A 26,214-nucleotide genomic window follows, 5' to 3' on the forward strand; every position below is an offset into this window, starting at 1 on the left:
CCTTGCGATTAAGCAGGAATTACTTAGCAATGACCTTGCGACCGCGGTAGTAGCCATCCGCAGTTACGTGGTGACGCAGATGAGTTTCGCCAGAAACTTTATCTACGGATACGGCAGTTGTGGTCAGAGCATCGTGAGCACGACGCATACCACGTTTGGAACGGGTTGGTTTATTCTGTTGTACGGCCATGGACCTTACTCCTTCAATTACTTACGCTTTAAACTAGCTAATACGGCAAATGGATTTGGTTTCTCCGCCTCTTCAGGCAATTTGCCAAATACCATGTCCGCTTCGGACACTTCACAGTGTTCAGAATCATGCACCGGTGCGATGGGCAATGAAAGAATAATTTCATCTTCTATCATCGCCAGCAAGTCGACCTCACCAAACTCATTGACCTGAATCGGTTCGTACGCTTCCGGCAGAGCTTCGGCCTGCTCATCACTGATGACCGGGCTAAAACATAACGTGGCGTGGACCTGATGTTCGAAAGGCTTGCCACAGCGCTGGCACCGTAAGGTCACCGACACATCGGCATGTCCATCGATAACAGCTAAACGCTGGTTATCGATGTTGAACGATAAAGCCGCTTCGACATCGCTATCCACACTAACCACTGATTCGGCAACACGCATCACCTGTTCAGCTGTATAGACACCAACATAATCTAAACGCTTTTGAGCCGTGCGAGCCGCGTCGAGGGTTAATGGTAATTTTACCTTTTGCATAGGGCGCGCATATTAGCGTCGTAACGACATAGAGTCAAAGGAAAAGGTGGGGTTTGGAAACTTTCGCCAGCGTTCGCATCGGAAGCGAATCGCAGTTTAGAATGAGCCGCATGTTCCAGCCACAATTTTACCCTAACTATGCCTAAAATCATTCTCGCATCAACCTCACCCTACCGCCGCGCACTGCTCGAAAAGCTGAATATCGCTTTCGAATCTGCTTCCCCACAAGTTGATGAAACGCCCTTGCCTGACGAAGACGCCCCCGCTCTGGTGAAACGTCTAGCCATGGACAAAGCCAAATCGTTGGCTGGCGACTACCCGAGTCATCTCATTATAGGCTCCGATCAGGTCTGTGTGCTTAACGGTCAAATAACCGGTAAGCCTCACGATCAAGAACGCGCTGTTGCTCAGTTGCGTCAGGCCAGTGGCAGTCACGTCACCTTTTATACCGGACTTGCGCTTTACAATAGCCAAAGCGTACGCATGCATTGTCTGGTTGAACCTTACGAGGTTCATTTTCGAACGCTAACGAATAAAGAGATAGATAATTATATAAAGAAAGAACGTCCTTTTGACTGCGCGGGAAGTTTCAAGAGCGAAGGACTCGGCATTACTTTATTTGAACGACTGTCGGGGAGGGATCCCAATACGCTGATCGGGCTACCGCTTATCGCTTTACTTGACTTGCTGCGACGGGAAGGCGTGAATCCTCTTTTGATTTCCTGATTCGCATGTTGACCGCACCTGACTCATCGACAGGNGCGGTATTCGATTACGACTTTTGGTCGCGCAAGAGTTGCAGACAACGGCGAAGTTCATTATCCAACGGCGCTTCTACTCGTAAAGTTTCGCCGGTGTTGGGATGTTCGAACTTTAGAGCCTGTGCGTGCAGGAACAGCCGTTTGAGACCGGTGCCTGCTAGTTGGGCGTCAAAATCCCGGTCGCCGTAACGATCGTCAAAAGCGATAGGATGACCAGCATGAAGGGTGTGTACGCGAATCTGATGTGTCCGCCCGGTGACCGGACTGGCTTTGACCAACGTCGCGTGCTCGAACCGCTCTTCAACCTTGAAACGTGTCTCCGATGGCTTTCCTTCGCTATTCACGCGGACGATTCGCTCACCGCTCTGGAGGATATTTTTCAGCAGCGGCGCCTTCACGGCTTTGCAATGGGATTGCCACTGTCCACGCACCAGGGCGAGGTAGTCTTTCTGCATCCCTTTGCTTCGCAACTGTTCATGGAGGGCGCGCAGCGAGGACCGTTTCTTGGCGACCAACAGAACACCGGAAGTATCTCTGTCTAAACGGTGTACCAGCTCCAGAAAGCGAGCTTCGGGCCGAAGTGCCCGCAGGCCTTCGATAACGCCGAAACTCAGACCGCTGCCGCCATGGACGGCAGTCCCGGATGGCTTGTTGAGCACTAACAGATAATCATCTTCATAAATGATGCAATCCGCCAATGCCGACACTTTGGCCAGCCCGACAGAAACCTGAGCCTCTTCACGTTCGGAAGTCCTCACGGGCGGAATCCGGATGAGATCGCCGTCTAACAGTTTGTACTCCGGCTTCACCCGCTTTTTATTTATTCGTACTTCACCTTTACGCAAAATACGGTAAATCATGCTTTTGGGCACACCTTTCAATTTTGTGCGCAGGAAATTGTCGATGCGTTGACCCGCCTCTTCGTCGGAGACAGTTAAAAATTGTACTGATGGGTTCTCTGTTTTCATGGGCCAGAATTCTAAAGAGCGAGGGTAGATAGCGCCACATCTTTTTCTATGCTTAACTGTGAGTCTGACTTATGAAGTTAATAGTCAGCTCCTGTAACAGTGACTATGTGCGAATTTCGTACATGGCTGTCCTCAGACCGGTTAATAACTTCATTTTGACAGGCAAAGTCACCTTGCTATCGGCGTATCAGCAATGGAATAATGCTTCAGCTTTCCGCGCTGTTTACCTGAAAAACAAGGGAAATTGCGGAATTATTATATTTGCCTGATGACTCACAACGCAGCAATGGCGTAAGACGTAGCGAATTATCAAGCAGTTAGCGAGCTGCGGTTAGCAGTTTGGCCGGCAAATGGAATCAGATCTGGCACCTATTTTCAGAAGCTGTTCCCGCCATAAATGCGCTGTTTTCCATCAGGAAATACAGGCTACCGAAACATGCGTCTCTATGCAGACGACAACCGGGAGGNTGACGCCCCTGCGATAAGCCACGAGGCCATCGGTTCATTCCGGTCATACCCCGCTTTCACCGGCAGCTCTATCCATAATGCAAGTTAAGAATAACGAGTAAGTTACGATGAAAAGAATGTTGATTAACGCAACTCAGCAAGAAGAGTTGCGTGTTGCCTTGGTTGATGGTCAACGCCTCTACGATCTGGATATTGAGAGTCCAGGCCATGAGCAAAAGAAAGCGAACATTTATAAAGGTAAAATCACGCGCATTGAGCCGAGTCTGGAAGCCGCTTTTGTTGATTACGGCGCTGAGCGACACGGTTTTCTCCCCCTCAAAGAAATCGCACGCGAATACTTCCCGAGTCACTACGCTTCCCATGGCCGCCCGAACATCAAAGATGTTCTGCGCGAAGGCCAGGAAGTCATCGTGCAGGTGGATAAAGAGGAGCGCGGCAACAAAGGCGCGGCGCTGACGACGTTTATCAGCCTCGCCGGAAGCTACCTGGTTCTTATGCCGAACAACCCTCGCGCCGGCGGTATTTCACGCCGTATCGAAGGGGATGACAGGACCGAGCTGAAGGAAGCGCTTAGCTCTCTGCAGTTGCCTGAGGGCATGGGCCTGATCGTACGTACGGCGGGTGTCGGTAAATCCGCAGAAGCCCTGCAGTGGGATCTGGCGTTTCGCATTAAACACTGGGAGGCCATCAAAAAAGCCGCTGAAGGTCGCCCCGCGCCGTTCCTGATCCATCAGGAAAGCAACGTGATTGTTCGCGCCTTCCGCGATTATCTTCGCCCGGATATCGGCGAAATCCTGATCGACAACCCCAAAATTCTAGAACGCGCCAAAGAGCACATCGCCTCACTGGGTCGTCCCGATTTCAGTAGTAAAATCAAACTGTACAGCGGTGAAATCCCCCTGTTCAGCCATTATCAGATCGAATCCCAGATAGAGTCAGCCTTTCAACGCGAAGTGCGTCTGCCTTCCGGCGGCTCCATCGTGATTGACACGACCGAGGCGTTGACAGCCATCGATATCAACTCCGCACGCGCTACCCGCGGCGGCGATATCGAAGAAACCGCCTTCAACACTAACCTGGAAGCGTCCGACGAAATCGCCCGTCAGCTGCGCCTGCGCGACTTGGGTGGTCTGATCGTTATCGACTTCATCGATATGACGCCTGTTCGCCATCAGCGTGAAGTTGAGAATCGCCTGCGCGATGCCGTCCGTCAGGATCGCGCCCGTATTCAGATTGGACGTATTTCACGCTTCGGTTTGCTGGAAATGTCGCGTCAGCGCCTCAGTCCTTCGCTGGGCGAATCCAGTCACCATGTTTGTCCGCGTTGTAGCGGAACCGGGACGATTCGCGATAACGAGTCCCTGTCTCTGTCTATCCTGCGTTTGATCGAAGAAGAAGCGCTGAAGGAAAACACCAAAGAGGTGCAGGCGATTGTGCCGGTTCCGATCGCCTCCTACCTGCTTAACGAAAAACGTGACGCGGTTAACGCTATCGAACAACGTCAGGGCAGCGTCCGGGCCGTCATCGTACCGCACGACGGCATGCAGACACCTCACTACTCCGTCGTGCGTATCCGTAACGGTGAAGAAAAGCCGGCGCTGAGCTACATGCTGCCGCAAATGCTGGATGCAGAAAACCAGCTGGCACAGGAAGAGCAGATCGCCGAGCGTAAAATTCCTGAGCAACCTGCTCTGGCGACGTTTACCCTGCCGGAGACTCCCCCTACAGCAGCGCCGACACCGGCTGCCGCTCAGAAAGCACCGTCTGCTGCGCCTCAGAAGTCGGGTATCATTCGCCGTTTGTTCGGCTCGTTAAAAGGCATGTTCGACGCGCCTCAAGCTGAAGNGGAAGAAAAACCGGAACAGCCGCAGGTTAAAGAGAACAATACGAGCGAGAGTCAACCACGTCAGGAGCGTCGCAACAACAATCGCCGCCAATCCGGCAATCGTCGCGATCGCACAGAGAGGACGCCGCGAGAAAACCGTGAGCCGCGCGAAGAGCAGCCGCGTCGTAATAACAAGCGGACGCAAAATGTGGCCGACACGCAAACTCCGGCCGTTGATGCACAGGAAAAAGCCGCGCGCGAAGAGCAACGTCGCGAACAGCGCGCGGAACGTCAGCGTAACCGGCAGGAAGAGAAGCGCCAGGCTCAGCAGGAAGTGAAAGAGCTGAACACGGCGGCTGAAACCGAAGCTCAGGCGCCAGAGCAGGAAAAACCCGCTCAGGTGATGCCTCGCCGTCAACGTCGTCAGCTAACGCAAAAAGTCCGTGTGATTGATGAAGCGGATGCCCCTGTCGCATCCAACCCGGTCGAGGAAGCGGCTGCACCGGCAACCGCGGAAACCAGCTCGGAAAATAATGGCGGAGACAACCGCGATAACAACATGCCGCGCCGTTCGCGCCGTTCGCCGCGCCATCTGCGCGTTAGCGGCCAGCGTCGTCGCCGTTACCGTGATGAGCGCTACCCGGTACAATCGCCAATGGTAGTCGAGCAAGCGGCTTCTGCGCCGGAAATGGCCTCTGGCAAAGNGTGGATTCACTATCCAATCACACAACCTCAGCCTGAGCCTGAAACACAGGAAACCGTTGTTCAGGAAAATGATGCGATTACCATACCTACAGTGACGGAATACGCGTTGCTGTCCAGCGCAATCGCTGAAGAAATCGTTGAGGAAAGCAACGACTCGACTGACGCTCAGAGCGCCGATGTCATCGCTCCCGAAGAGGAAGTGACCGCTCAGCTGCCGCTGGAAACCCGCGTATCTCGTGAAGAGACAGTGACAGCGGAAGACAGCGACAAAGAAACGGATAAGACCGACTCAGCATCGACACCGTCAGAAGACGTGGTGGCCGATAATGAAAACGTCGAAACAGCTGAAATTGCTGAGCCTGCCACAGAGGATGCACCGGCAGCGGTTGAAGAACCTGCTGAGCAAGCGGTTGAAGCGGCGCCTGCCGCGGCGGAAAAGCCGGTCGAAACATCAACTCCGGCGAAATCCAATGCGCAGCCAACCTTTAAACATCACGCAAATGCGCCGATGACGAAAGCTCCGGCACCGCAGTATGTCCCGGAAGAGCCGAAATCCAGCGACTGGCAGCGCCCCGCGTTCGAGTTCACCGGGAAAGGCTCTGCGGGCGGCCATGCTTCGGTTAACAGCGCCAGTGCCCCGGCAACCAAGCCAGCCGTGGAAGAGTAACCACAAAAAAGCACCACGTGACTGACGTGGTGCCTGATGTCTGTCAAAAAAGCCCGTCAATGACGGGCTTTTTTTATCAGCTTATGCGACCTGAGTCATCAGCTTGATGTCGACGGAAACGGTCTTACCTTCCATATCCGCTACCAGCTTCTGGAAGTGTGCCGTTTTTTCATGCGTCTCTAGCGCTGCTTTATTTTTCCAGCGTTCAATGAAAACAAAAGCACCTGGCTTATCGATTTCCGCGTGTAAATCGTACTGCAGATTGCCGGCCTCTTTACGGCTGGGTTCTACCGCTTTGGTGACCGCATCGGTGATTTCTTTCAAGTACTCTGGTTTTGCCTGAAGGCAAGCGACAACACGAATTTCCATTTTTTCCTCTTCTCGCATTTTGCGAATGTATTAGATCTTTTAATATGAAACGCCAATAAAAGATGAATTTCAACCACTTCAAAACAATCGGGTGCATTTCAACCACTTTGCGCTTATGCTTATCACCCGCCGTAATCAGTCTTATAACCGCTATGTTAATCACTGACCGCCGGAGCAAAATCCATGACCCCCGTTCCAACCGCCCTGAAAATCCGCCGTCCCGATGACTGGCATCTTCACCTGCGTGACGACGACATGCTAAATGCGGTATTACCCTATACCAGCGCCGTTTTCGGCCGCGCCATAGTCATGCCTAACCTGACGCCGCCGATCACTACCGTCGCAGCAGCAGAGGCCTATAGAACGCGCATTCTTGCCGCTATCCCCTCTGCGCATCATTTTCATCCGCTGATGACATGTTATTTGACCGATACGCTGGACCCGCGCGAGCTGACCCTGGGTTTTCAAGAGGGTATCTTTACAGCGGCCAAACTCTATCCAGCCAATGCGACCACAAACTCGAGCCACGGCGTGACGGACATTCGCGCTATCTACCCGGTTTTGGAGCAAATGCAGAAGCTGGGAATGCCCTTACTGGTGCATGGTGAAGTTACGGATCCCGAGGTGGACATTTTCGATCGCGAAGCCTACTTCATCGATCGCGTTATGGAACCTGTGCGCAAGCAATTTCCGGCGCTGAAGGTGGTTTTCGAACATATCACTACGCGTGATGCGGCACACTACGTACTGGATAACGATGACTATCTGGCGGCCACCATTACCCCGCAACACCTGATGTACAACCGCAATCACATGTTGGTGGGTGGAATACGTCCTCACCTGTACTGCCTGCCTATACTCAAAAGAAATGTGCATCAGCAGGCATTGCGCGATGCCGTCGCCAGCGGTTCAGAGAAATTCTTTCTGGGAACCGACTCTGCCCCGCACCTGCAGCATCGTAAGGAGTCCTCATGCGGCTGCGCTGGTGTATTCAACGCACAGGCGGCCCTGAGCGCGTATGCCACCGTGTTTGAGGAGATCGGCGCGTTAGACCATTTGGAAGCTTTTTGTTCGCTTAACGGCCCGCGTTTCTATGGCCTCCCCGTCAATGAAGACTTCATCGAACTGCGTCGAGAACCGACTACCTTTCCAGAACACATTGCTGCCAAAGAACAAAAAATCATTCCCTTTATGGCAGGACAACAGCTGAACTGGTCCGTCCGATAAATCATATCCCTGCCGGAAGGCAGGGGAAACTCGTCTATCTTCGGCTTGACGCCTCTTGCGTTTCATTCCAGACAACTGTATAAACGAACAGTCCTGTATGGAGGTCATTATGCGTGTTGAAATCACTGTAGCAAAAACCGTTAAGTTGCCTGCCGGCGCTATCGACGCCCTGACAAATGAGTTAAGCCATCGCATTCAAGCTCAATATCCCGACACCTCTGTTTTAGTGCGCTATGCCGGGTCGAACAATCTTAGTGTCTTCGGCGGCAGTAAGGATGACAAAGAGAAAATAACCGAGATTCTTCAAGAGACATGGGAAAGCGCTGACGATTGGTTTTTCTCCGGACTCGATACTGACTAAACGTCGTCCGTCCTCAATTTGGTTCCTTAACTATTCTTTTCACCCTTTTTTCACTGCAATATTGCCATGTTGTCATCACCGCATTCGGCTCTCTGTATAAAAATTCGAGTGCAAGTTAATTAATTGGTAATATTTTCAAACCATCTTATTAATGCACTTATAGCCAAAGAAATTTAAATTGTCAGTCAACGCTAAACCTACGAAGGTCATGTTATTCTCACTCTAAGCGGAAAAGCAAATTCTCCCAGCCACATGAAGAGCAAAAAACGACCAGATTCGCGATTGTTTACAATAAAATTCCATAAATGTAATCAGGAGAGATATACTCATTGAGTAATCGTAGATAGGAGTCATCTAGAACCTCGTTTAGTCACTCATGCTAGTAACTAGTCATAAGGGGTAATCATGGATATAAAAAGTGAAGTTATTCAAACACATCCACTTGTGGGTTGGGATATCAGCACCGTCGACAGCTACGATGCAATGATGATCCGCTTACACTACCTCCGTACCGCGGACCAGGCTCCCGATGAAGCTCAAGTTGATCGTACTTTATGGTTAACCACCGATGTTGCAAAACAGCTCATCAACATTCTTGAAGCAGGCATTGCCAAGATAGAATCAAATGAATTTGAGCCAATTGATTATTTAAAGCATTAAAATTTCATTCTATAGTGCGTTATTATCACCCCAGACACCGCCTCTAAAGGCGGTGTCGTCTTTTATATCGAACGCACAGCGGGATGCCTCAAAAATAATTTACGTCTCTCATTATTTTATCCATGATATGTCGCTCATGTTTTAATAAAAATAAGTCATTTTGTATTTTTAACATTTTGGCGCATAAAACGGCTAATACAATCAATGCATACGGTTAACTGAAAGAGATTGAGGTCGCTCATTCAAAATGATTGATAAATGAAATCATCATGTTAAAAGCAATAATTTTATATTGCTTTTATGTTTACCTATGTTTAATTATCTCCAGACCTTCATTGCAACTTCACGATAAGGATTGTGGTCATGCTTCGGCGCAACACCTCATCCCAATATGGTCATATCAGCATTCTACTACACTGGGTCGTCGCGCTGACCGTCTACGGCATGTTTGCACTAGGGCTGTGGATGGTCTCGTTAGGCTATTACGACAACTGGTATCACAAGGCACCCGAAATACATAAAAGCATTGGCATCCTTCTTTTCCTTATCGTTTTGTTCCGGGTGATATGGCGCAAAATTAGCCCCGCCCCTTCGCCGCTAGCCAGTTATTCACGATTTACCCGAATAAGCGCCACGCTGGCACATATTCTTCTCTACCTCTTGCTGTTCAGTCTGCTCATTAGCGGCTATCTGATTTCGACGGCGGAAGGTCAGCCTATTTCAGTATTTGGCTGGTTTAACGTTCCAGCGACGCTGAGCGGAGTCAGAGATCAGGCTGATATTGCAGGCGACATTCATTTCTATCTTGCGTGGGGTATCGTCATTTTGTCGGTGCTGCATGCATTAGCAGCGTTAAAGCATCACTTCATTGATGGTGACAGTACGTTAAAACGGATGTTGGGTCGCAGCGTCCATTAAACCTCGGGATTGTAAGGAGAAAACCAATGTTAAAGAAAACGCTATTGGGTTTACTACTCGCTTCAACAGTTTCCTACGCAGGTTCCGCTCTTGCAGCGGATTATAAAATTGATAAAGAGGGCCAACATGCTTTCATACAATTTCGAATCAAACATTTGGGCTACAGCTGGTTGTATGGGACGTTCAAAGATTTCGACGGCACCTTCACATTTGACGAAGCGAATCCGTCCTCGGACAAAGTGAATGTGACGATCAAAACCGATAGCGTGGACACGAATCATGCCGAGCGTGACAAACATATCCGCAGCGCCGATTTCCTGAACGTGGCAAAAGCGCCTCTGGCGACTTTCACCTCTACCGGCGTGAAAAAAAGTGGTGATGATTTGGATATCACTGGCAACCTGACGTTGAACGGCGTCACCAAACCAGTAACGCTTGAGGCCAAACTGATGGGACAAGGGGACGATCCTTGGGGTAACTATCGTGCGGGCTTCGAAGCCAAAGGGAAGATCAAGCTGAAAGACTTCAACATCACTACAGACCTGGGGCCAGCCTCGCAAGACGTCGAGCTGATTATTTCACTTGAAGGTATCCGCCAGAAATAATCCTGTCTGTTCAGCCCCGTCAATGAACGGGGCTGTTTTTATCTCAACGGCGCTACTCATTATCCCTGATGGGGGTCGGCAAAACCGTTTGCAGCAATCCGCGAGATTTATTGAAAATCTTCATGCCGGTTTCTCTTTCACGCCTCAGCTTGCGTTGTTCTTCCAGCGGCAATGTGACTTCCTCCTGACACGCCGGACCACAGCAGCCTTCATATTTTTCCGCGCACTGCGGGCATTGTATAAAGAGAAGATGGCACCCCTCATTACGGCAGTTGGTGTGCGTATCACAGGAGGCGCCGCATTGGTGACAATGAGCGATGACCTCGTCGGACACTCGCTCCCCCATACGTTCATCAAATACAAAGTTTTTNCCGATAAATTTGAGGGGAAGCCCCTGAGCCTTCGCCTGGCGGACATACTCGATGATCCCGCCTTCCACATGGAACACGTTTTTGTAACCGTGATGCAGCATGTAGGCGCTGGCTTTTTCACAACGAATCCCACCTGTACAATACATGACGATGTTCTTTTCACGGTCGCCGGCCAACATTTCCGCCGCCATAGGCAGCTGTTCACGAAATGTATCGGACGGGACTTCCAGCGCATTTTCGAAGTGACCCACTTCATATTCATAATGGTTGCGCATGTCGACGAAGACCGTGGAAGGATCTTCCGCCATCCGATTGACCTCTTCGGCTTTCAAATAATGCCCAACGCGTGATGGATCAAACGTGGGGTCATCAATCCCGTCGGCCACAATCCGTTCCCGCACCTTCATCCTCAATACCCAGAACGATTTACCGTCGTCTTCCAGCGCAATATTGAGTCTGATGTTATTTAACGCGGGATGCGACTGATACAGCCGCGTTTTGAACGTATCGAACATGCTCTCGGGAACGCTAATCTGCGCATTGATCCCCTCTTTTGCGATGTAGACACGACCAAACACGTTCATTTCAGTCAAGGTCAGGTAAAGCGCGTCGCGAAATGCCTGGGGTTCATCCAGCAGGAAGTATTTATAGAAGGAGACCGTGGTGCGAGGCTCGGTTTCAGCAAGCATGCGCGCCTTCAGTTCCTCATTGGAAACACGGTTATGTAACACTGGCATGGTGTACGTTCCTGTTTAAAGTGAGGTTAACGACATTAATTGTGTGTTAGCATTTTGTTGCCGTCACAATAGCGCGGCATGATACACCAGCTCTTAGCCTCTGTCAGTCGAAGAGAACCCCAAAGAAATATCAATATGGGTTACACAAGTAAGTTTGATGACTAGTTTCAACGTCTCGGTTTCGCCATAATACCGGCCTCATGAGATTGGAGATCACCTCACCAAAGGTAAAAAATCATTGCGAACCGATGCTATGATAGGCGTCTGAATAAATCCCTTATAAAAATCAGCTTTTGGCACATTTCAAATGCGCCAATAAGCGTCATATTAAACTACTCTTCGGAGTAGTGTTCTGAAAATCCCATTAACACAAGGCGTGATTTACCGCCGTTTTCGATATTAAGGCCATGACGACAATCCCCTCTTTCAACCGTTCGCTATTGCACCCACGCTATTGGCTAACCTGGCTGGGCATAGGCATCCTTTATCTGGTCGTCCTGCTTCCTTATCCGGTCATTTACCGCCTTGGTACTTTGCTTGGCCGACTATCGATGCCTATATTGAAGCACCGCGTTCAGATAGCTCGACGCAACCTGGAACTCTGTTTTCCCGACATGTCCGCTGAAAAGCGGGAAGCGCTGGTACGCAGCAACTTCGAGTCGGTTGGCATGGGCGTCATGGAAACCGGGATGGCGTGGTTTTGGCCTGACTGGCGAATCGCCCGTTGGTTCAAGGTGACCGGACTGGAGAATATGCAGCCCCTGCGCGAACAGAAGCGGGGAATATTGCTGATCGGTATTCACTTTTTGACGTTGGAACTCGGCGCACGCATTTTTGGCATGCAAAACGAAGGGATCGGGGTATATCGCCCCAATGACAACAAGCTGATTGACTGGCTGCAGACCTGGGGCCGTATGCGCTCCAACAAATCCATGCTGGACCGCAAAGATCTGAAAGGTATGATCCGCGCCCTCAAACAGGGAGAAATACTCTGGTATGCCCCTGACCACGACTATGGTCCGCGCAGCAGTGTGTTTGTACCGTTATTCGCCGTTAATAAGGCCGCGACAACGGCGGGCAGCTATATGCTGGCACGGAGCGCAAAGCCGGTAGTTGTTCCCTTCGTCCCCCGCAGGCTGCCTGACGGAAAAGGGTATGAACTCATCATTCAACCCGCCGAACCCGATATACCGTTAGAGAACGAAGCCGCCACAGCCACCTGGATGAATCACATTATTGAGCAAAATATCATGCTGGCCTGCGATCAATACATGTGGCTGCACCGCCGGTTTAAGACGCGTCCCCCGGGAGAGTCCTCTCTTTATTAGTCACTATTCTTTCCACCGTGAATGGGCAACCCTCCACGGTGGATAAACGCTCAAAATCTTTTGCCCCGCATCACGCGAACAAACCGTCATATCAAAGCCGCCTCCGCAGAAGGCGGCTTCATTACGCCCCGGAAAAGCGGGTTTACATGCCATGCTTTCAGCCCCGTCTCTTCGCCCGCGACATTTTCCTCGCACCTGAATGTCTGCGAATGGCCTCATCAAGCGTTCAACCCAGCCCAATCGCCCTGACCAGAAAGTATTTTTCCTACGACATTCTGTTTTCAGATGAAGATATTTCGCGAACAGACTTCACTGTGTCGAAAAAGTCGATAGCGTTGAGATACTCAGGCTTGGCGTGGGTGCTCACCACCAAAGGCATATTCCCTATCCGAGATGGGCTTTAACTACCGTGCCTTTTGCGTATCACGTTTACCGGGAAAAGAATTTAAGCGTAAAAAAACGCCCGATGATATTCATCGGGCGTTTTAGCTATATCGATACTAAGCGCTCAGCAGAGTCACATTACAATTTCACCGGCGGAGCCGATAGGGTCTGATAATACTCAGCCCAGCTATTGTAACGTTCTGGCTCCTGCCACACGTGGTAATGCAACCGCGAGATCGTTACCGGGTCGCTAAGCAGCGCCAGTCGTTGGTGACTTTCAACCTCTTGCGGCTTGAGGCTCAAGGCCGCCGCCACTCGCTGTTTACGCACGTCTTCGATAGGCTGGCTGAACCCGTGTCGAGCCGTGGCCATCCCGCTCGCTAACGCATTGATCGTCGGGTCGAAGACCGCATGCATGAATCCGTTGCTCAACTTGCGCTCGCGATTGAGGCGGAAGTACTCATCTGTAGCAACCAGCTCGCGCGGCGGATTGTACTCTTCCGGGATCAGTAGCAGTTTCGCACGTTTGCAGGCCAGACCAAGATTGGCACGGCTGGAGTACACCGAAACCCAAGGAGACAGAATCAATGAGAAGACGATCGGCGCCAGCCACCACAAGAAGCGAAGATCCAGCCAAGCCATTCCCAGCGCCCAGACCAGTCCCAGCACCAGTTGAGAACCATGGCGGGTGAATGCTTCGCCCCACGAGGTTGCATCATCATCACGCTGCGGAGAGTTCCACTGTACCGACCAGCCCAGGAAAGCACTCACGACGAATACCGTGTGGAACAGCATTCTGACCGGCGCCAGCAATACGGAGAACAGCATTTCCAGCAGCAGTGAAATGAACACCCGAATGACTCCGCCGTAGGGCTTCGCCCCTTTGGCACAGGCCAAAATGACGCTCAGCAATTTCGGCAGGAACAGCAAGACCAGCGTGGTTGAAAACAGCGCGATGGCCAGCTCAGGTCGCCACTGCGGCCAGACCGGGAACAACTGCCGGGGCTGCAGGAAGTACTGAGGCTCCATCAGCGTGTGCACCACCTGCAACGCGGTCGATAAGGCGAGGAACATAAACCATAACGGCGCGGAGAGGTATGACATTACCCCGGTCAGGAACACGGCACGATGCACGGGATGCATGCCTTTGACCAGGAACAATCGGAAGTTCATCAGGTTGCCGTGGCACCAGCGGCGGTCACGTTTTAATTCATCCAGAAGGTTCGGCGGCAGCTCTTCATAACTGCCGGGCAGATCGTAAGCGATCCAGACGCCCCAGCCAGCCCTACGCATCAGCGCGGCTTCGACAAAGTCATGAGACAAGATCGACCCGGCGAAAGAGCCTTCTCCCGGCAACGGCGCCAGCGCACAGTGCTCAATGAAGGGTTTCACACGGATGATGGCATTGTGGCCCCAGTAATGAGACTCCCCTAACTGCCAGAAATGCAGCCCGGCGGTAAACAACGGGCCGTAGACCCTGGTCGCGAACTGCTGACAGCGCGCATACAGTGTGTCCATGCCGGATGCTCTCGGCGATGACTGGATAATCCCGGCATTCGGATTCGCTTCCATCAGTCTGACCAGATTGGTCAAACAGTCTCCGCTCATTACGCTGTCGGCGTCCAGCACCACCATATAACTATACTGACTCCCCCAGCGACGGCAGAAATCATCGATGTTGCCGCTTTTCCGTTTTACACGGCGGCGACGACGGCGATAGAAGATATGACCTTCTCCCCCGACTTCACGACACAAATCCATCCACGCTTTTTGCTCAGCGATGCAGATATCGGGGTCGTTGCTGTCACTCAACACATACATGTCGAAATGCGCCAGTTGCCCCGTCGCTTCAACAGACTCGTATGTCGCCCGCAAACCGGCAAACACCCGCTCTACGTCCTCATTACAAATCGGCATGATTAACGCAGTGCGATGGTCGGGATTGAGGGGTTCATTGCCGACCGTGCTGGAAGAGATACTGTATTTATCCTTACCGATCAGCAATTGCAGGAATCCCATGAGCGCGGTCCAGAAGCCCGCGGAGACCCAGCAGAACAAGATGGCGAATAAAATCAGAATACCGCTTTGCAGCACATAAGGCAGCAGCTGCATAACGGAGCGCAGCCAATCCTGGTGCGCCATCTCGAACGGATCGATCAGCGCCCATCCTTGATACGGCAGGATGGTCTTCATGTACCAGGTAGCAATCGTCGTTTGAAACAGCGTCAAAATCAGGAGGATATAGCGACGAATCGTACCCACGGTACGCCACCGGCTCTCTTCCTTGTTTTCCTGCGCGGTGATTCGGCGGCGGCGAGGCGCTGTCGATTGCCCCAAAATGCCATGCCACCAGCGCACAAGCGGGTTGGTTTGCCAGGCATCAGGAAACATGACGGCGCGTTTGATTTTCGGCATCGCCTGAATCGCTGTGCGCCCTTCCCGATCGTTGAGCAGCTGTTTATCCTGAGACGGAGTGTCTCCCCAGCCCATTTCCAGGCGCCGCTTCACGGAGATTAAAGGTAAATCATCTTCGGACCGAAGATTCACCGTATCACCATTGGCTAAAGCCTGATGTACTTCAGATGGGTCAGGGGGAGTCGTTGAATGCGGGAGGGATTCACGCAACGCCTCTGCCTGCTCAGCAGGCAGAGGCAATTTCTCGACATAGTCGAGAGAGGAAGTTGACTTATTCATTGGCAGGCAACTGATAGCTCCATGTTTCAGTCAAAGTAGTCTCGCCATTCACCAACGCTGCACGCATTTCCGTTGGCTTTTTGCTGTCCTTCACGCGCAGACGGATTGTCAAGCGCCAGCCTTTGGTCACAGGGTTGTAACGCACGCTGTTTTCAACAATTTCACCGTTGTCGCCGATGCTGACCTGAGGCGCGACCGGCGTATTAGGATCCATGTCCTTCATCTGCGAACCGACGAAATCCACCAGGAAAGCAATCGTCCCATCCGGCTGACGGATCAGGTTCGACTGTTTTACATCCCCCGTAGAACGCATGGTCTGTTTGACGTAGGCAATGTCAGGAGAGTGCAACGCATCTTCATCCGTTGTGAAATGTAGACGGTATTTCACATCCAGCGGCTTGCCTTTTTCCGGCAACGTGTCCGGCGTCCAGAAAGAAACGATGTTNTCATTGGTTTCATCCGCCGTCGGGATTTCTACCAGTTCAACCTTACCTTTGCCCCAGTCGCCCTTAGGCTCAACCCAACCACTCGGACGCTGATCGTAACGATCGTCCAAATCCTCATAGTCGGTGAAATCGCGACCGCGCTGCAACAGACCAAACCCTTTGGGGTTCTCGACAGTATAGGTGCTGACGGACAAATGTTTCGGATTGTTCAGCGGACGCCAGATCCATTCACCATTGCCGGCATGAATAGAAAGGCCATTTGAGTCATGCAGATTCGGACGATAGTTTAACGTCGGAGACGGTTGGTTAGGCCCAAACAGGAACATACTGGTCAACGGCGCAATACCCAGTTTGCCGACGTTGTCACGCAGGTAAACTTTGGCCTGCACGTCTACGACGCTATCGCGTCCCGGATAAACGGTGAAGCGATATGCGCCCGTCGAGCGCGGCGAATCCAATAGCGCGAAGATGACCAGATGCTTGTCATTAGGTTTAGGACGTTCGATCCAGAATTCGCGGAAACGCGGGAACTCTTCTCCGGATGGCAGTGCCGTATCGATAGCCAATCCTCGAGCTGACAGACCATAAGTTTGCCCTTTGCCGATGATGCGGAAGTAGCTCGCACCTAGCATGCTGACAATCTCGTCGTTTTTATCCGCCTGATTGATGGGGTATAGAATTTTGAAACCGGCGAACCCGAGGTTTTTCACCGCATCAGGGTCGTGGTTGACTGAACCAAAATTAAAGTAGTCAGGCGAATATTTGATTTCTTTTACCGAGGTCGCGGTAACTTCATTGATTTTGACAGGGATATCGAAGTACATCCCCTGATGATAGAACTGCAGCTTGAACGGGGTGGGCGTTGCGTTCCAATATGATTTATCCTGATTGAAACGAATCTGCTGATAGTCGGCGAACTTCATATCGCGGAATTGATCGGGCAGATTACTTTTCGGTGTTTCAAACCCCTTCGCTGCCAGTTTTTCCGCCTGTTGCGCGACATCATCAATAGAAAATGCCCACACGGGCAAAGACGTCAACGACAGCATTACAGCGGCTGAGAGCAAGCGAAGATTGTTGACTCGCTGTTTAACCTTAAATTTATTAACCAGCACATCTCCCCCTGTATGTGTGCTTCAATCAACTAAAATCCATATTAATGGATAAGTTAGCTATCCGACAACTTCATGAAGATTTGGTTCATTATGATAGGTCAGCGTTTAAACAACGGCTATCTCTATTCGCCATTTAATCCCTATTCAAACGGGCGTCGGTGATTCGCGTTGCCATTTTTCGGACATTGGAACGTCGATTGTCACAGACCACTGCTATCTCATTCCTAAAAGCGCTGCATGCGCCTGATTCATTATCAAGCCGTCATTCCATGACAGGACTCTACCATAACGGAAATTGTAGGGATTTCGCCTAGGAATAGTCCGTTAGGCGTAAAAGCAGGGATTCTCCTCTTAGATCTGGTCTTGAGCAAGCGTAATCACTGCCGATACAAGCAAAGCCCTTTTATTCGAAAAAAGGCGTGTAACCGGCACGTCATGACATGTATAAAACACAATTGTGTCACGTCCTTTTCCCTAATTACGCTACAGTCACATCATCAAATATGCTCTATGCTAAGCGCGCCATGTCACTGTTCGAGTTAAGGCGAAAAAGCGAGCCATACTGGCTCGGTATTGTTGCCGTCATCATCATTTTTATCTCTCCGGCGGTATCCCAACTGCTGGCGCGGTGTCATGTCGCCCGGCCTCAGACAGCGCTTCATCACCGGCATGTCGCCGTCGCTGCGTCAGTGCACGAGCATGTCCCCTCGCCCTCTCCCGCAAGCCATAATGTGGTGCAGGGACACGGTGCGTGCGGCTATTGCATGCTGTTTTCGCATCTTCCCGCCCTGCAAATACCCGGCGACGATCCTGTGCCGCTAATTCACTGGCTCGCCTTGCGAACACTGAACACCGAATGGCCGCTGCGCATTTCTGAGTCGCTCTACTCCCCCCAATTAGCTCGCGCACCGCCGTTCTCTTTAGCAGTGAATTCGCTCACCGCGCGCTCACAGGTCTGAAACATCGATTCTGCGCGCCTTTTTTCATCACCTTTGCGGAAACAATATGTCTGCTGCCAAGAACGGGAAAAAACTCCTGACCCCGGACCAAGATTACCGCCCGGCACCTTCCGGGCTCAGGTCGTTTTTCCTGCGGATACACTTTTATATTGGCCTGTTCGTCGGCCCATTTATTTTTATCGCCGCATTAACCGGTACGCTATATGTCGTGACGCCTCAGCTAGAAAATCGACTCTACGCGCATGCGCTTTACACCGAGACCGAAGGCACGCCGCAACCGCTGTCTTTACAGGTTGCCGCAGCGATGCACGCACTCGGCGACGGCAAAAAGACGACGCTATCTGCGATCAGGCCCGCCCCGCTTGCCGGAGAAACGACACGCGTCATGTTTTCATCTCCTGATTTAGGNCCTTCGGAAAGCCGATCCATTTTTATCGACCCGGTATCGTTAGCGGTCAAAGGCGATTTAACCGTTTACGGCACCAGCGGAATTTTGCCCTTTCGTCTCTGGCTGGATAACCTGCATCGCAGCCTGTTACTGGGGAGCGTGGGCAGAAATTACAGCGAATTGGCGGCCTCATGGTTGTGGATTGCTGCGCTCGGCGGCGCTTACCTGTGGTGGACTGGACGTCAGCCACGCGTCACCGCTAAAAAGCCCGATGCCGCACGCAGCTTACGTCGCCGATTGCAGCGCCGTCATACGGTAACAGGGCTGGCCTTGCTCGCAGGGTTGCTCTTTTTTTCTGCGACAGGACTCACATGGTCGCGGTGGGCGGGAGACAATGTATCGCAGTTGCGTTATGCCCTGGGCTGGCAAACGCCTGCGGTCGCCACACAACTTTCAGGGCCTGCCGAGTTATCCCCGCAAAGCGAGCACGCCCATCATATGATGATGGATATGCCGGAGATGACGCCTGTCGATCCCGCTCGCGTTGATCGGGTATTGGCATCCGCGCGTGCCGCAGGCATTGAAGCCGCAAAAATTGAAATTCGTCCGACGTCAAAACCTCATCGCGCCTGGACGGTCACCGAAATGGAAAGAACCTGGCCCACTCGGGCCGATGCCGTAGCAGTGGATCCCGACTCAGGTCAGGTCGTCAGCAAGGTCGAGTTTAACCATTTCCCGCTAGCGGCGAAGCTAACCCGGTGGGGCGTCGATATTCATATGGGCGTGTTGTTCGGATTGCCTAATCAGCTATTGCTGGCATTTTTCGGCATAGGGCTGTGCTCGATGATTGTGTGGGGATATCGCCTGTGGTGGATACGCCGTCCGCGCGGCTCGGTTTCCCAAAACCCGCTACAGTCAGTGACGGACGCCTTTTTATCTTTATCGCTGACATCACAGCTCTTGATTGCCATTGTCACAGTAGGACTCGGTCTCTTCCTGCCGGTGATGGGGATCAGCGCTGTGATATTTATTTCGATCGATAGCCTTCGCTGGCTGCGATACCGCGCGTCTTTGCCCGCGCCGGATATGAATCGGCAGCAGGATAAAGGCGAATCAGATGCGAGATAACGCAGCATCCTGGGAAAGACATGAAGTAAGCCATCCACACAGAAGCAGGCCGCTGGCTTGCCTCTGTGGTTCGGATTCATCAAGTCAGTCACACGGCTTTCAATGTTTTTCCTTCAACCAGCTCGAACGTGTTTTTCCAATGCGCCTCACACTCCATGCGCGCGTTGGGGATATATGAAGCACGTAAGGGCAAACAGGTTTCTTCAATGTTCCATGCCAAGACGACCTGATGCTCTAAGCGCAGAGATTTTAGCGAATATATCATCGCAAAAAAGCCGCCCCGGGAATCTGATTTGTAGATTTCATATCGATGGCTTGCTGCGCCAGCGCCGTCCCCAAATAGTAATGTTTCCTTCAAGGTACTGAATGACATATCTCCTCCCTTTTTTAAACAGGACCTGTCAGTGCTTCTATCGGCAACTCAATTTTGAATTTTAAAGTTGTGTCGGGAAAAAACCGGGTAGGTCACAAAAGAAGGGAGTAAACCCCCGCAGGCAGCAGTCGACGATCGAGGAAGACAGGATGGAGGAAGGCCAATTTATGCCTCCTTTGTCACAAGCAGGCATAAAGTCGGTATTATTTCTTTTTGACAGACTCTTTGCTTTTTCCCTTAATCAATTGTCGCAATTTTTTTAATTCTTTAGCGGACAAAGGCTGTTCTACCCGTTCTTCCGTATGTTGATTATCTATGGCGTTGGCTTGCTGAGCGTCTGACCCTTCGGACTCAAAGCTTCTCAGTAATCGAGCACTGACTTCCGCACTGATCGTAACCCCGTTTTCCGCGGCCGCTGCTTTGATTCGTTCTTTAAGTCCATGGGCGATTTTTAATGACAAGCTGGATATATCGTTCATTTTTATTCCCTTTTAAACAGGATAAAAAAACAACCTATGCCAGCGAGTCAGTTAAGTCCATATAGTCACCAAAAATTAATATTACTGTCACAATCATTCGACTTATATTCAGCCCGCCAGCCATGTCCCTTTTTAGTTTCACAGACCGCTATCAAGCCCTTTTCCGCCTCACGCTTCGTTTATCGACTTAATTTAATGCCTTGAATTAGCGACATTCACCGCGTCCATCGGCTCGAACGCTAGCCATAAGTAAATCTTTTTTTTCGACTAACCCATCAGAATTTCTATCAATTTGGCACTATTATTAGTCGGTCTGGGCAAACGTTCAACGCTTCCCCATTGTGTTAAAGGATTGATCACAAATTGGCAACGCCTTAAACTACGCGCCGCCTGCAACTATAAGGAAGAGAACAAAGTGGCTCACCATCATCTGTGGGAAATGATGAAAACTATTTATTTCGTTGGATTTGCTTTATCTTTGGTTTTCACTTTCTTCGTCAGTAAAGACCGCTCGATGTTAATACGCCTCCTCTGCGCGGTTTTGATCGGCCTGACCTGGCCACTCAGTTTTCCCGTTGTCTTGATGTTCTCTTTCTTTTAATCATTTCCCTTCGCCTTATCAGCTTNTTTATTATTCCCCTGCTATTTCGTGATACTCGTCTTTAACGGCACCCTTAATCCCTCGACGGTAAAAGATCTCGGTGATGAATAAGATTTTGATCAGCGCCTGCCTCGCAGGTTTTCCCGTTCGATATAACGGCTCAGACAAAAGCACGGTCCGGCGCTATCTCGGCCAGTGGCAACGCGAACAGCGCCTGGTCGTCTTTTGTCCTGAACTGGCGGCAGGATTTTCCACACCNCGCCCTTCGGCGGAAATTATTCCGACTCGAAGGCGTCATGCGGTCATTACGTCAGGTGCGCGAGTGGTTGAAGAAACCGGAGGCGACGTCACAGAACGCTATATATTGGGCGCCTGGCTGACCCTGGAAATGGCTCGGGAGCATCACTGTCGATTTGCGCTGCTCACGGATGGCAGTCCCTCCTGTGGCAGTCAGACTATCTATAGCGGTCATTTCAACGGAGAAACCCTTGCGGGCCACGGCGTCACTGCCGAATTGTTGAGGTCGAAAGGGATAGAGGTATTTTCGGACCGGGAAATCCTGACTCTGATTGAGCGGGTCAACCAAGTCGGTTGATCAGCGGCTCCTCAGCGCTCGGACTTATTGTTGAGCATGGCCTGCAAATCCTGTTTTAGCGACGACATCTGATTGGCATATTTCTCTTTATGCTCAGCGTCTTCGATCAGTTGGACAATGGTTTCCGACAGCGTACAGCCACGACGATGCGCCAGCCCCGCCAAACGCTGCCAAACCAGATACTCAAGGTCGATGGATTTCTTGCGGGTATGCTGGTGTTCAGCATTGAAATGCCGTTTACGCCGAGCGCGAATGGTTTGCTTCATCCGATTTTCCAGCGCGGGGTTGAGGTACGCGTCAATCCACTGGAGTACTTTTGTCGGCTGGTCTTCCATTTGCAGTAGCGCGTTGACCGCTTCATCGGCCGCGCTCTGCTCAATAAAGCGCGTAATGGACTCGCCTTCACGATGCTTTTTGACCAGATACTTCCACTTCCAGCCGCACTCAAGATTTTCTAATTGCTGGTATTTCATAATAAAGTCTTCAGTGACCGTGTAACGTGCCCGACATATCTCCATTGTGGCCTGAGTTTCCTATTTCAGGCAAACTTTTTACCGTCCATTTTTCAGCCAGAATCGCAATTCCGCCTCTGTAGTCTGTCTGCAACACGCAGGCTCTCATGTGCATCAGGCATTATTTTTGTATAATCCCGCTTTCCCTTTTGACGAGTGCTGTAGATACTTTGACCAACAACCGACTCGAATGGCAGCAACTGTTGCCTGATCTTACCCCGTATCAGACGTTATTCTCTCAGGCAGCGCAGCTGGCGCCCGCTGAGTTTTCAGCGATCCAGCCCCGTTTGGCCAATGCGCTGACGCTATTCTGCCAGTCCCGCTCCCCTTCTCGCTTTATGTTATTAAAAGCGCAGGAGAGCGATGACTACCTGCGGCTGATCGCCCGAGCCGTCAACGCGAATACGTCAATGGAAAAAGCCTGTTACGGCAGCTTGTATCAGATTTCCGGACGTCATATCAGCATTCAGCCAGCCCAGCATCAGGATGACAATTTTGCGGCCAAAGTACGGTGTGGGTATCAGGAATGGATCGAGCCGGAACAGCTGTTCGGTTGCGTCCGCGTGTCCCAGGAGGATATCCAGCTACAGCCCGGTCTGATTCATCAGGTCAACGGCGGCGTATTGATTCTCTCCGCCCGCACGCTATTGGCGCAGCCGCTGATGTGGCTTCGCTTGAAACAAACGATAATTTCAGGGCTGTACTCGTGGCTTTCACCTGATGAACGCCGCCCGCTGCCGGTAGACGTGCCGCCAATGCCGGTCGACCTTCGTCTGATCGTCGTGGGCGATCGCGAAAGTTTGGCCGACATCCATGATATGGAGCCGGAACTCAGCGGAGACGCTATTTATGGCGAGTTTGAAGCTCAGCTCCCGCTGATCGCGCCTGAAGATATGGTGCGCTGGTGTGCTTACATCAATGCGCTGTGTCAGGAAAATCAACTTCCTCTGCTGGCGGAAGACGGTTGGAGCGCACTGGTCACCCACGCCGTCCGTCACAGTGACGATCAGGGCTGTCTCCCGCTGTGTCCTAAATGGCTGACCCATCAGTTGAAGCATGCGTCTCTCTATGCACAGCAGGAAACGCTCTCCGCGCAGGCAATTAACGATGCCGAAACCACTCGCCGCTGGCGCGATAGTTACCTGTATGAACGGCTACAGGATGATATCGAGCTTGGTCAGATTCTGATTGAAACCGACGGCGCCGTCGTCGGTCAGGTCAACGGACTTTCCGTGCTGGAATATCCGGGTTACCCGATGATGATTGGTGAACCGACCCGCATCAGCTGCGTAGTACACCCGGGCGATGGCGAACTGACGGATGTCGAGCGCAAGGCCGAACTGGGTGGCAACCTGCATGCCAAAGGCATGATGATTATGCAGGCTTTTTTGATTTCTGAACTACAGTTGGAACAGCAGCTGCCGTTCTCTGCCTCTATCGTTTTCGAGCAATCTTATAGTGAGGTGGACGGAGATAGCGCTTCTCTTGCGGAGCTTTGCGCCCTGATCAGCGCACTGGCCCTTCAGCCTATCAATCAGCAACTGGCCGTTACCGGCTCGGTGGATCAGTTTNGACATGTTCAATCCATCGGCGGCGTCAACGAAAAGATTGAAGGCTTCTTCGACGTGTGTCAGCGTCGCGGCCTGACCGGCCAGCAGGGCGTTATCATCCCCGCAACGAATCAGCGCCNTCTCTGTTTACGGCCGGACGTGGTTGAAGCAGTAAAGCATGCGCAATTTCACCTCTATCCGGTATCCTCTGTCGCAGAAGCGGTAACGCTGCTGACCCAGGTTGCTTACGATGAAGAACATCGCCCCAGCTTGTTGGCTGCGATTCGTGAGCGTATCGCTCTTTTAACACCGCAGGAACGCCGCCGCTTCCCTTGGTTTTTCCGATAGTGGAACTGGTATGTCCAGCGGTAATAGGCTTGCTCAGCGTACACGTGTACGCTAACCTGCTCGCTTCACAAAAACAGGACTTAAAGAAACATGGTAGATAAACGCGAATCCTATTCGAAAGAAGATCTTTACGCCAGCGGACGCGGTGAACTGTTTGGCCAACAGGGCCCGCAGTTGCCCTCTGGTAATATGCTGATGATGGATCGTGTCATCAAGATGACCGAAGATGGCGGCGAGCATAATAAAGGCTACGTTGAAGCCGAGCTGGATATCAATCCCGACCTGTGGTTCTTCGGCTGCCATTTCATCGGCGACCCGGTTATGCCAGGCTGCCTGGGACTTGATGCCATGTGGCAATTGGTCGGCTTCTATCTCGGCTGGTTAGGCGGAGAAGGTAAGGGCCGNGCATTGGGTGTTGGCGAAGTCAAATTCACCGGTCAGGTTCGTCCTGAGGCCAAAAAAGTCACCTATCGCATCCATTTCAAGCGTGTTATCAATCGCAAGCTGATCATGGGTATCGCAGACGGTGAAGTTCTGGTCGACGGTCGCCTCATCTATACGGCGAGCGACCTGAAAGTCGGACTGTTTAAAGATACCAGCGCGTTCTAATCCCCCGCTTTCGAGAATAAAGGCATTCTGGGTCACTCCAGGATGCCTTTTTGCTATCGGTAGCAGTGCTATCTCGTCTCGTCCCCCGCGCAGTATTTGCGATGCAGATATAGCGTCACGAATCACGTCTCCCGCGCGAACAAGCCCCCGTTTACCCTCTTCCGAAACGAACAAAAACCCTCTATCGGAGAGAAGTGACCAACCAAACGCACAATGCTTAACCAGATGTTTCAAAACCACTAAATACTGCTTGACCGTGACAGGCCGACTCCCTATAGTAGCGCCCCGTTGCTGCCGAGCGCGGCAATACGGTGAGGTGTCCGAGAGGCTGAAGGAGCACGCCTGGAAAGTGTGTATACGTGAAAACGTATCGAGGGTTCGAATCCCTCCCTCACCGCCATATTTACAGAGAAAGCCCGAACTCACGTTCGGGCTTTTTTGTATGCAGAAACCCCCTGAGGGAGGGTGAGAACCCTCGTCAGGGTTCGACAAAACGGCAGCGCCGTTTTGCATGGCCGTCAGGCCACCCGCAGGGCAAGGCGCGCAGCGCCGCAGTGAATCCCTCCCTCACCGCCATATTCCAAGAGAAAGCCTGAACTCACGTTTGGGCTTTTTTGTATCCAGAAATCCCCATGAGGGAGGGTGAGAACCCTCGTCAGGGTTCGACAAAACGGCATCGCCGTTTTGCATGGCCGTCAGGCCACCCGCAGGGCAAGGCGCGTAGCGCCGCAGTGAATCCCTCCCTCACCGCCATATTCCAAGAGAAAGCCTGAACTTACGTCCGGGCTTTTTTGTATGCAGAAATCCCCTTGAGGGAGGGTGAGAACCCTCGTCAGGGNTCGACAAAACGGCAGCGCCGTTTTGCATGGCCGTCAGGCCACCCGCAGGGCAAGGCGCGCAGCGCCGCAGTGAATCCCTCCCTCACCGCCATATTTACAGAGAAAGCCTGAACTCACGTTTGGGCTTTTTTGTATCCAGAAATCCCCATGAGGGAGGGTGAGAGCCCTCGTCAGGGTTCGACAAAACGGCATCGCCGTTTTGCATGGCCGTCAGGCCACCCGCAGGGCAAGGCGCGTAGCGCCGCAGTGAATCCCTCCCTCACCGCCATATTTACAGAGAAAGCCTGAACTCACGTTCGGGCTTTTTTGTATGCAGAAATCCCCTGAGGGAGGGTGAGAACCCTCGTCAGGGTTCGACAAAACGGCATCGCCGTTTTGCATGGCCGTCAGGCCACCCGCAGGGCAAGGCGCGCAGCGCCGCAGTGAATCCCTCCCTCACCGCCATATTTACAGAGAAAGCCTGAACTCACGTTTGGGCTTTTTTGTATCCAGAGA

General features: G+C 51.8%; 24 protein-coding genes, 1 tRNA gene and 5 other RNA genes. 20 read left to right on the forward strand and 10 right to left on the reverse strand.

The window, feature by feature from the left end; all coding sequences use genetic code 11:
* Window positions 1-19: 19 nt before the first annotated feature.
* Together rpmF and yceD are read right to left on the reverse strand one after the other, a co-directional pair.
* Window positions 20-190, reverse strand: a complete 171-nt coding sequence (rpmF, locus tag RZ35_RS07405) for a 50S ribosomal protein L32 (protein ID WP_026740382.1) — start codon at window positions 188-190, stop codon at window positions 20-22.
* A gap of 17 nt (window positions 191-207) precedes the next feature.
* Window positions 208-729, reverse strand: coding sequence for a 23S rRNA accumulation protein YceD (gene yceD / locus RZ35_RS07410; RefSeq protein ID WP_026742733.1), 522 nt, complete (start codon window positions 727-729; stop codon window positions 208-210).
* 138 nt (window positions 730-867) lie between these two features.
* Here yceD and RZ35_RS07415 point away from each other — a divergent pair, with 138 nt between their 5' ends.
* Entirely contained in the window at window positions 868-1,455 is a 588-nt protein-coding gene (locus RZ35_RS07415; RefSeq protein WP_026742734.1) for a Maf family protein, read from the forward strand.
* 46 nt (window positions 1,456-1,501) lie between these two features.
* Here the strand turns inward: RZ35_RS07415 and rluC are convergent, their stop codons facing one another.
* Window positions 1,502-2,458 carry a 23S rRNA pseudouridine(955/2504/2580) synthase RluC gene (gene rluC, locus RZ35_RS07420; protein ID WP_026742735.1) on the reverse strand — a complete coding sequence of 319 codons (957 nt, stop codon included), beginning with the start codon at window positions 2,456-2,458 and terminating at the stop codon, window positions 1,502-1,504.
* 575 nt (window positions 2,459-3,033) lie between these two features.
* On the opposite strand from rluC, the gene rne reads away from it, so the two are divergent.
* On the forward strand, window positions 3,034-6,123 hold the full coding sequence (rne, locus tag RZ35_RS07425) for a ribonuclease E (RefSeq protein ID WP_026742736.1): 3,090 nt from the start codon (window positions 3,034-3,036) through the stop codon (window positions 6,121-6,123).
* 81 nt (window positions 6,124-6,204) lie between these two features.
* Here rne and RZ35_RS07430 read toward each other — a convergent pair whose 3' ends face one another.
* Window positions 6,205-6,492, reverse strand: coding sequence for a putative quinol monooxygenase (locus RZ35_RS07430; RefSeq protein ID WP_026742737.1), 288 nt, complete (start codon window positions 6,490-6,492; stop codon window positions 6,205-6,207).
* Window positions 6,493-6,675: 183 nt separating this feature from the next.
* Here RZ35_RS07430 and pyrC point away from each other — a divergent pair, with 183 nt between their 5' ends.
* The 5 genes from pyrC (at window position 6,676) to RZ35_RS07455 (ending at window position 10,263) form a co-directional block, all read left to right on the forward strand.
* Window positions 6,676-7,719 (forward strand): dihydroorotase, encoded by a 1,044-nt coding sequence (gene pyrC / locus RZ35_RS07435; RefSeq protein ID WP_026742738.1) that lies wholly within the window; start codon window positions 6,676-6,678, stop codon window positions 7,717-7,719.
* A gap of 109 nt (window positions 7,720-7,828) precedes the next feature.
* Window positions 7,829-8,080 carry a DNA damage-inducible protein I gene (gene dinI, locus RZ35_RS07440; RefSeq protein ID WP_026742739.1) on the forward strand — a complete coding sequence of 84 codons (252 nt, stop codon included), beginning with the start codon at window positions 7,829-7,831 and terminating at the stop codon, window positions 8,078-8,080.
* A 405-nt stretch (window positions 8,081-8,485) separates the two neighbouring features.
* Complete coding sequence (gene bssS, locus RZ35_RS07445; RefSeq protein ID WP_026742740.1) at window positions 8,486-8,740, forward strand: biofilm formation regulator BssS; 255 nt, start codon at window positions 8,486-8,488, stop codon at window positions 8,738-8,740.
* A 363-nt stretch (window positions 8,741-9,103) separates the two neighbouring features.
* A complete protein-coding gene (locus RZ35_RS07450; protein ID WP_026742741.1) occupies window positions 9,104-9,658 on the forward strand; it encodes a cytochrome b in 555 nt (184 codons plus the stop codon).
* A gap of 26 nt (window positions 9,659-9,684) precedes the next feature.
* Complete coding sequence (locus tag RZ35_RS07455) at window positions 9,685-10,263, forward strand: YceI family protein (protein ID WP_026742742.1); 579 nt, start codon at window positions 9,685-9,687, stop codon at window positions 10,261-10,263.
* A gap of 52 nt (window positions 10,264-10,315) precedes the next feature.
* On the opposite strand, the gene trhO is transcribed toward RZ35_RS07455, so the two are convergent.
* Window positions 10,316-11,371: an oxygen-dependent tRNA uridine(34) hydroxylase TrhO gene (gene trhO / locus RZ35_RS07460; RefSeq protein ID WP_026742743.1), complete on the reverse strand. Its 1,056-nt coding sequence runs from the start codon at window positions 11,369-11,371 to the stop codon at window positions 10,316-10,318.
* A 407-nt stretch (window positions 11,372-11,778) separates the two neighbouring features.
* Here trhO and RZ35_RS07465 point away from each other — a divergent pair, with 407 nt between their 5' ends.
* The gene (locus RZ35_RS07465; protein WP_026742744.1) at window positions 11,779-12,699 is read left to right on the forward strand and encodes a Kdo(2)-lipid IV(A) acyltransferase; all 921 of its coding nucleotides are present in this window, start codon (window positions 11,779-11,781) and stop codon (window positions 12,697-12,699) included.
* Window positions 12,700-13,221: 522 nt separating this feature from the next.
* Here the strand turns inward: RZ35_RS07465 and mdoH are convergent.
* Together mdoH and RZ35_RS07475 are read right to left on the reverse strand one after the other, a co-directional pair.
* Window positions 13,222-15,777, reverse strand: a complete 2,556-nt coding sequence (gene mdoH / locus RZ35_RS07470; protein WP_026742745.1) for a glucans biosynthesis glucosyltransferase MdoH — start codon at window positions 15,775-15,777, stop codon at window positions 13,222-13,224.
* Window positions 15,770-17,338: a glucan biosynthesis protein G gene (locus tag RZ35_RS07475; RefSeq protein WP_026742746.1), complete on the reverse strand. Its 1,569-nt coding sequence runs from the start codon at window positions 17,336-17,338 to the stop codon at window positions 15,770-15,772. Before RZ35_RS07475 ends, mdoH begins: the two co-directional genes overlap by 8 nt.
* Window positions 17,339-17,862: 524 nt before the next feature.
* Here RZ35_RS07475 and RZ35_RS17280 point away from each other — a divergent pair.
* Together RZ35_RS17280 and RZ35_RS07480 are read left to right on the forward strand one after the other, a co-directional pair.
* Window positions 17,863-18,297: a DUF2946 domain-containing protein gene (locus RZ35_RS17280; RefSeq protein WP_157755371.1), complete on the forward strand. Its 435-nt coding sequence runs from the start codon at window positions 17,863-17,865 to the stop codon at window positions 18,295-18,297.
* Between the two features lie 46 nt (window positions 18,298-18,343).
* Window positions 18,344-19,813 (forward strand): PepSY-associated TM helix domain-containing protein, encoded by a 1,470-nt coding sequence (locus tag RZ35_RS07480; RefSeq protein WP_051625500.1) that lies wholly within the window; start codon window positions 18,344-18,346, stop codon window positions 19,811-19,813.
* An 88-nt stretch (window positions 19,814-19,901) separates the two neighbouring features.
* On the opposite strand, the gene RZ35_RS07485 is transcribed toward RZ35_RS07480, so the two are convergent.
* On the reverse strand, window positions 19,902-20,186 hold the full coding sequence (locus tag RZ35_RS07485; protein WP_026742747.1) for a hypothetical protein: 285 nt from the start codon (window positions 20,184-20,186) through the stop codon (window positions 19,902-19,904).
* 203 nt (window positions 20,187-20,389) lie between these two features.
* Window positions 20,390-20,665: a hypothetical protein gene (locus RZ35_RS07490; RefSeq protein ID WP_026742748.1), complete on the reverse strand. Its 276-nt coding sequence runs from the start codon at window positions 20,663-20,665 to the stop codon at window positions 20,390-20,392.
* Window positions 20,666-21,080: 415 nt separating this feature from the next.
* Here RZ35_RS07490 and RZ35_RS17285 point away from each other — a divergent pair, with 415 nt between their 5' ends.
* Together RZ35_RS17285 and RZ35_RS07500 are read left to right on the forward strand one after the other, a co-directional pair.
* Complete coding sequence (locus RZ35_RS17285; RefSeq protein WP_026741118.1) at window positions 21,081-21,266, forward strand: GhoT/OrtT family toxin; 186 nt, start codon at window positions 21,081-21,083, stop codon at window positions 21,264-21,266.
* A gap of 103 nt (window positions 21,267-21,369) precedes the next feature.
* Complete coding sequence (locus RZ35_RS07500) at window positions 21,370-21,861, forward strand: DUF523 domain-containing protein (protein ID WP_081825703.1); 492 nt, start codon at window positions 21,370-21,372, stop codon at window positions 21,859-21,861.
* 11 nt (window positions 21,862-21,872) lie between these two features.
* On the opposite strand, the gene matP is transcribed toward RZ35_RS07500, so the two are convergent.
* On the reverse strand, window positions 21,873-22,334 hold the full coding sequence (gene matP, locus RZ35_RS07505; RefSeq protein ID WP_026742750.1) for a macrodomain Ter protein MatP: 462 nt from the start codon (window positions 22,332-22,334) through the stop codon (window positions 21,873-21,875).
* Window positions 22,335-22,522: 188 nt separating this feature from the next.
* Here matP and RZ35_RS07510 point away from each other — a divergent pair, with 188 nt between their 5' ends.
* The 8 genes from RZ35_RS07510 (at window position 22,523) to RZ35_RS17310 (ending at window position 26,163) form a co-directional block, all read left to right on the forward strand.
* A complete protein-coding gene (locus tag RZ35_RS07510) occupies window positions 22,523-24,271 on the forward strand; it encodes an AAA family ATPase (protein ID WP_026742751.1) in 1,749 nt (582 codons plus the stop codon).
* A 90-nt stretch (window positions 24,272-24,361) separates the two neighbouring features.
* Window positions 24,362-24,880, forward strand: coding sequence for a bifunctional 3-hydroxydecanoyl-ACP dehydratase/trans-2-decenoyl-ACP isomerase (fabA, locus tag RZ35_RS07515; protein ID WP_026741114.1), 519 nt, complete (start codon window positions 24,362-24,364; stop codon window positions 24,878-24,880).
* 310 nt (window positions 24,881-25,190) lie between these two features.
* Window positions 25,191-25,280 (forward strand) — tRNA-Ser (locus RZ35_RS07520).
* Window positions 25,281-25,325: 45 nt separating this feature from the next.
* Window positions 25,326-25,456: non-coding RNA, RtT sRNA (locus RZ35_RS17290), on the forward strand.
* A gap of 46 nt (window positions 25,457-25,502) precedes the next feature.
* Window positions 25,503-25,633: non-coding RNA, RtT sRNA (locus tag RZ35_RS17295), on the forward strand.
* Window positions 25,634-25,679: 46 nt separating this feature from the next.
* Window positions 25,680-25,810: non-coding RNA, RtT sRNA (locus RZ35_RS17300), on the forward strand.
* A gap of 46 nt (window positions 25,811-25,856) precedes the next feature.
* A non-coding RNA gene (locus RZ35_RS17305) (RtT sRNA) lies at window positions 25,857-25,987 on the forward strand.
* 45 nt (window positions 25,988-26,032) lie between these two features.
* Window positions 26,033-26,163: non-coding RNA, RtT sRNA (locus tag RZ35_RS17310), on the forward strand.
* Window positions 26,164-26,214 lie beyond the last annotated feature (51 nt).

The organism is Lonsdalea quercina subsp. quercina, assembly GCF_000688655.1.
In the GTDB taxonomy this organism is placed as follows: Bacteria; Pseudomonadota; Gammaproteobacteria; order Enterobacterales; family Enterobacteriaceae; genus Lonsdalea; species Lonsdalea quercina.

Bases quoted from the DNA above. Each gene is read 5' to 3' on its own strand.
- rpmF (WP_026740382.1), bottom strand. From the start codon at position 190: ATGGCCGTACAACAGAATAAACCAACCCGTTCCAAACGTGGTATGCGT.
- yceD (WP_026742733.1), bottom strand. From the start codon at position 729: ATGCAAAAGGTAAAATTACCATTAACCCTCGACGCGGCTCGCACGGCT.
- RZ35_RS07415 (WP_026742734.1), top strand. From the start codon at position 868: ATGCCTAAAATCATTCTCGCATCAACCTCACCCTACCGCCGCGCACTG.
- rluC (WP_026742735.1), bottom strand. From the start codon at position 2,458: ATGAAAACAGAGAACCCATCAGTACAATTTTTAACTGTCTCCGACGAA.
- RZ35_RS07430 (WP_026742737.1), bottom strand. From the start codon at position 6,492: ATGGAAATTCGTGTTGTCGCTTGCCTTCAGGCAAAACCAGAGTACTTG.
- pyrC (WP_026742738.1), top strand. From the start codon at position 6,676: ATGACCCCCGTTCCAACCGCCCTGAAAATCCGCCGTCCCGATGACTGG.
- dinI (WP_026742739.1), top strand. From the start codon at position 7,829: ATGCGTGTTGAAATCACTGTAGCAAAAACCGTTAAGTTGCCTGCCGGC.
- bssS (WP_026742740.1), top strand. From the start codon at position 8,486: ATGGATATAAAAAGTGAAGTTATTCAAACACATCCACTTGTGGGTTGG.
- RZ35_RS07450 (WP_026742741.1), top strand. From the start codon at position 9,104: ATGCTTCGGCGCAACACCTCATCCCAATATGGTCATATCAGCATTCTA.
- RZ35_RS07455 (WP_026742742.1), top strand. From the start codon at position 9,685: ATGTTAAAGAAAACGCTATTGGGTTTACTACTCGCTTCAACAGTTTCC.
- RZ35_RS07465 (WP_026742744.1), top strand. From the start codon at position 11,779: ATGACGACAATCCCCTCTTTCAACCGTTCGCTATTGCACCCACGCTAT.
- mdoH (WP_026742745.1), bottom strand. From the start codon at position 15,777: ATGAATAAGTCAACTTCCTCTCTCGACTATGTCGAGAAATTGCCTCTG.
- RZ35_RS17280 (WP_157755371.1), top strand. From the start codon at position 17,863: ATGTCACTGTTCGAGTTAAGGCGAAAAAGCGAGCCATACTGGCTCGGT.
- RZ35_RS07485 (WP_026742747.1), bottom strand. From the start codon at position 20,186: ATGTCATTCAGTACCTTGAAGGAAACATTACTATTTGGGGACGGCGCT.
- RZ35_RS07490 (WP_026742748.1), bottom strand. From the start codon at position 20,665: ATGAACGATATATCCAGCTTGTCATTAAAAATCGCCCATGGACTTAAA.
- matP (WP_026742750.1), bottom strand. From the start codon at position 22,334: ATGAAATACCAGCAATTAGAAAATCTTGAGTGCGGCTGGAAGTGGAAG.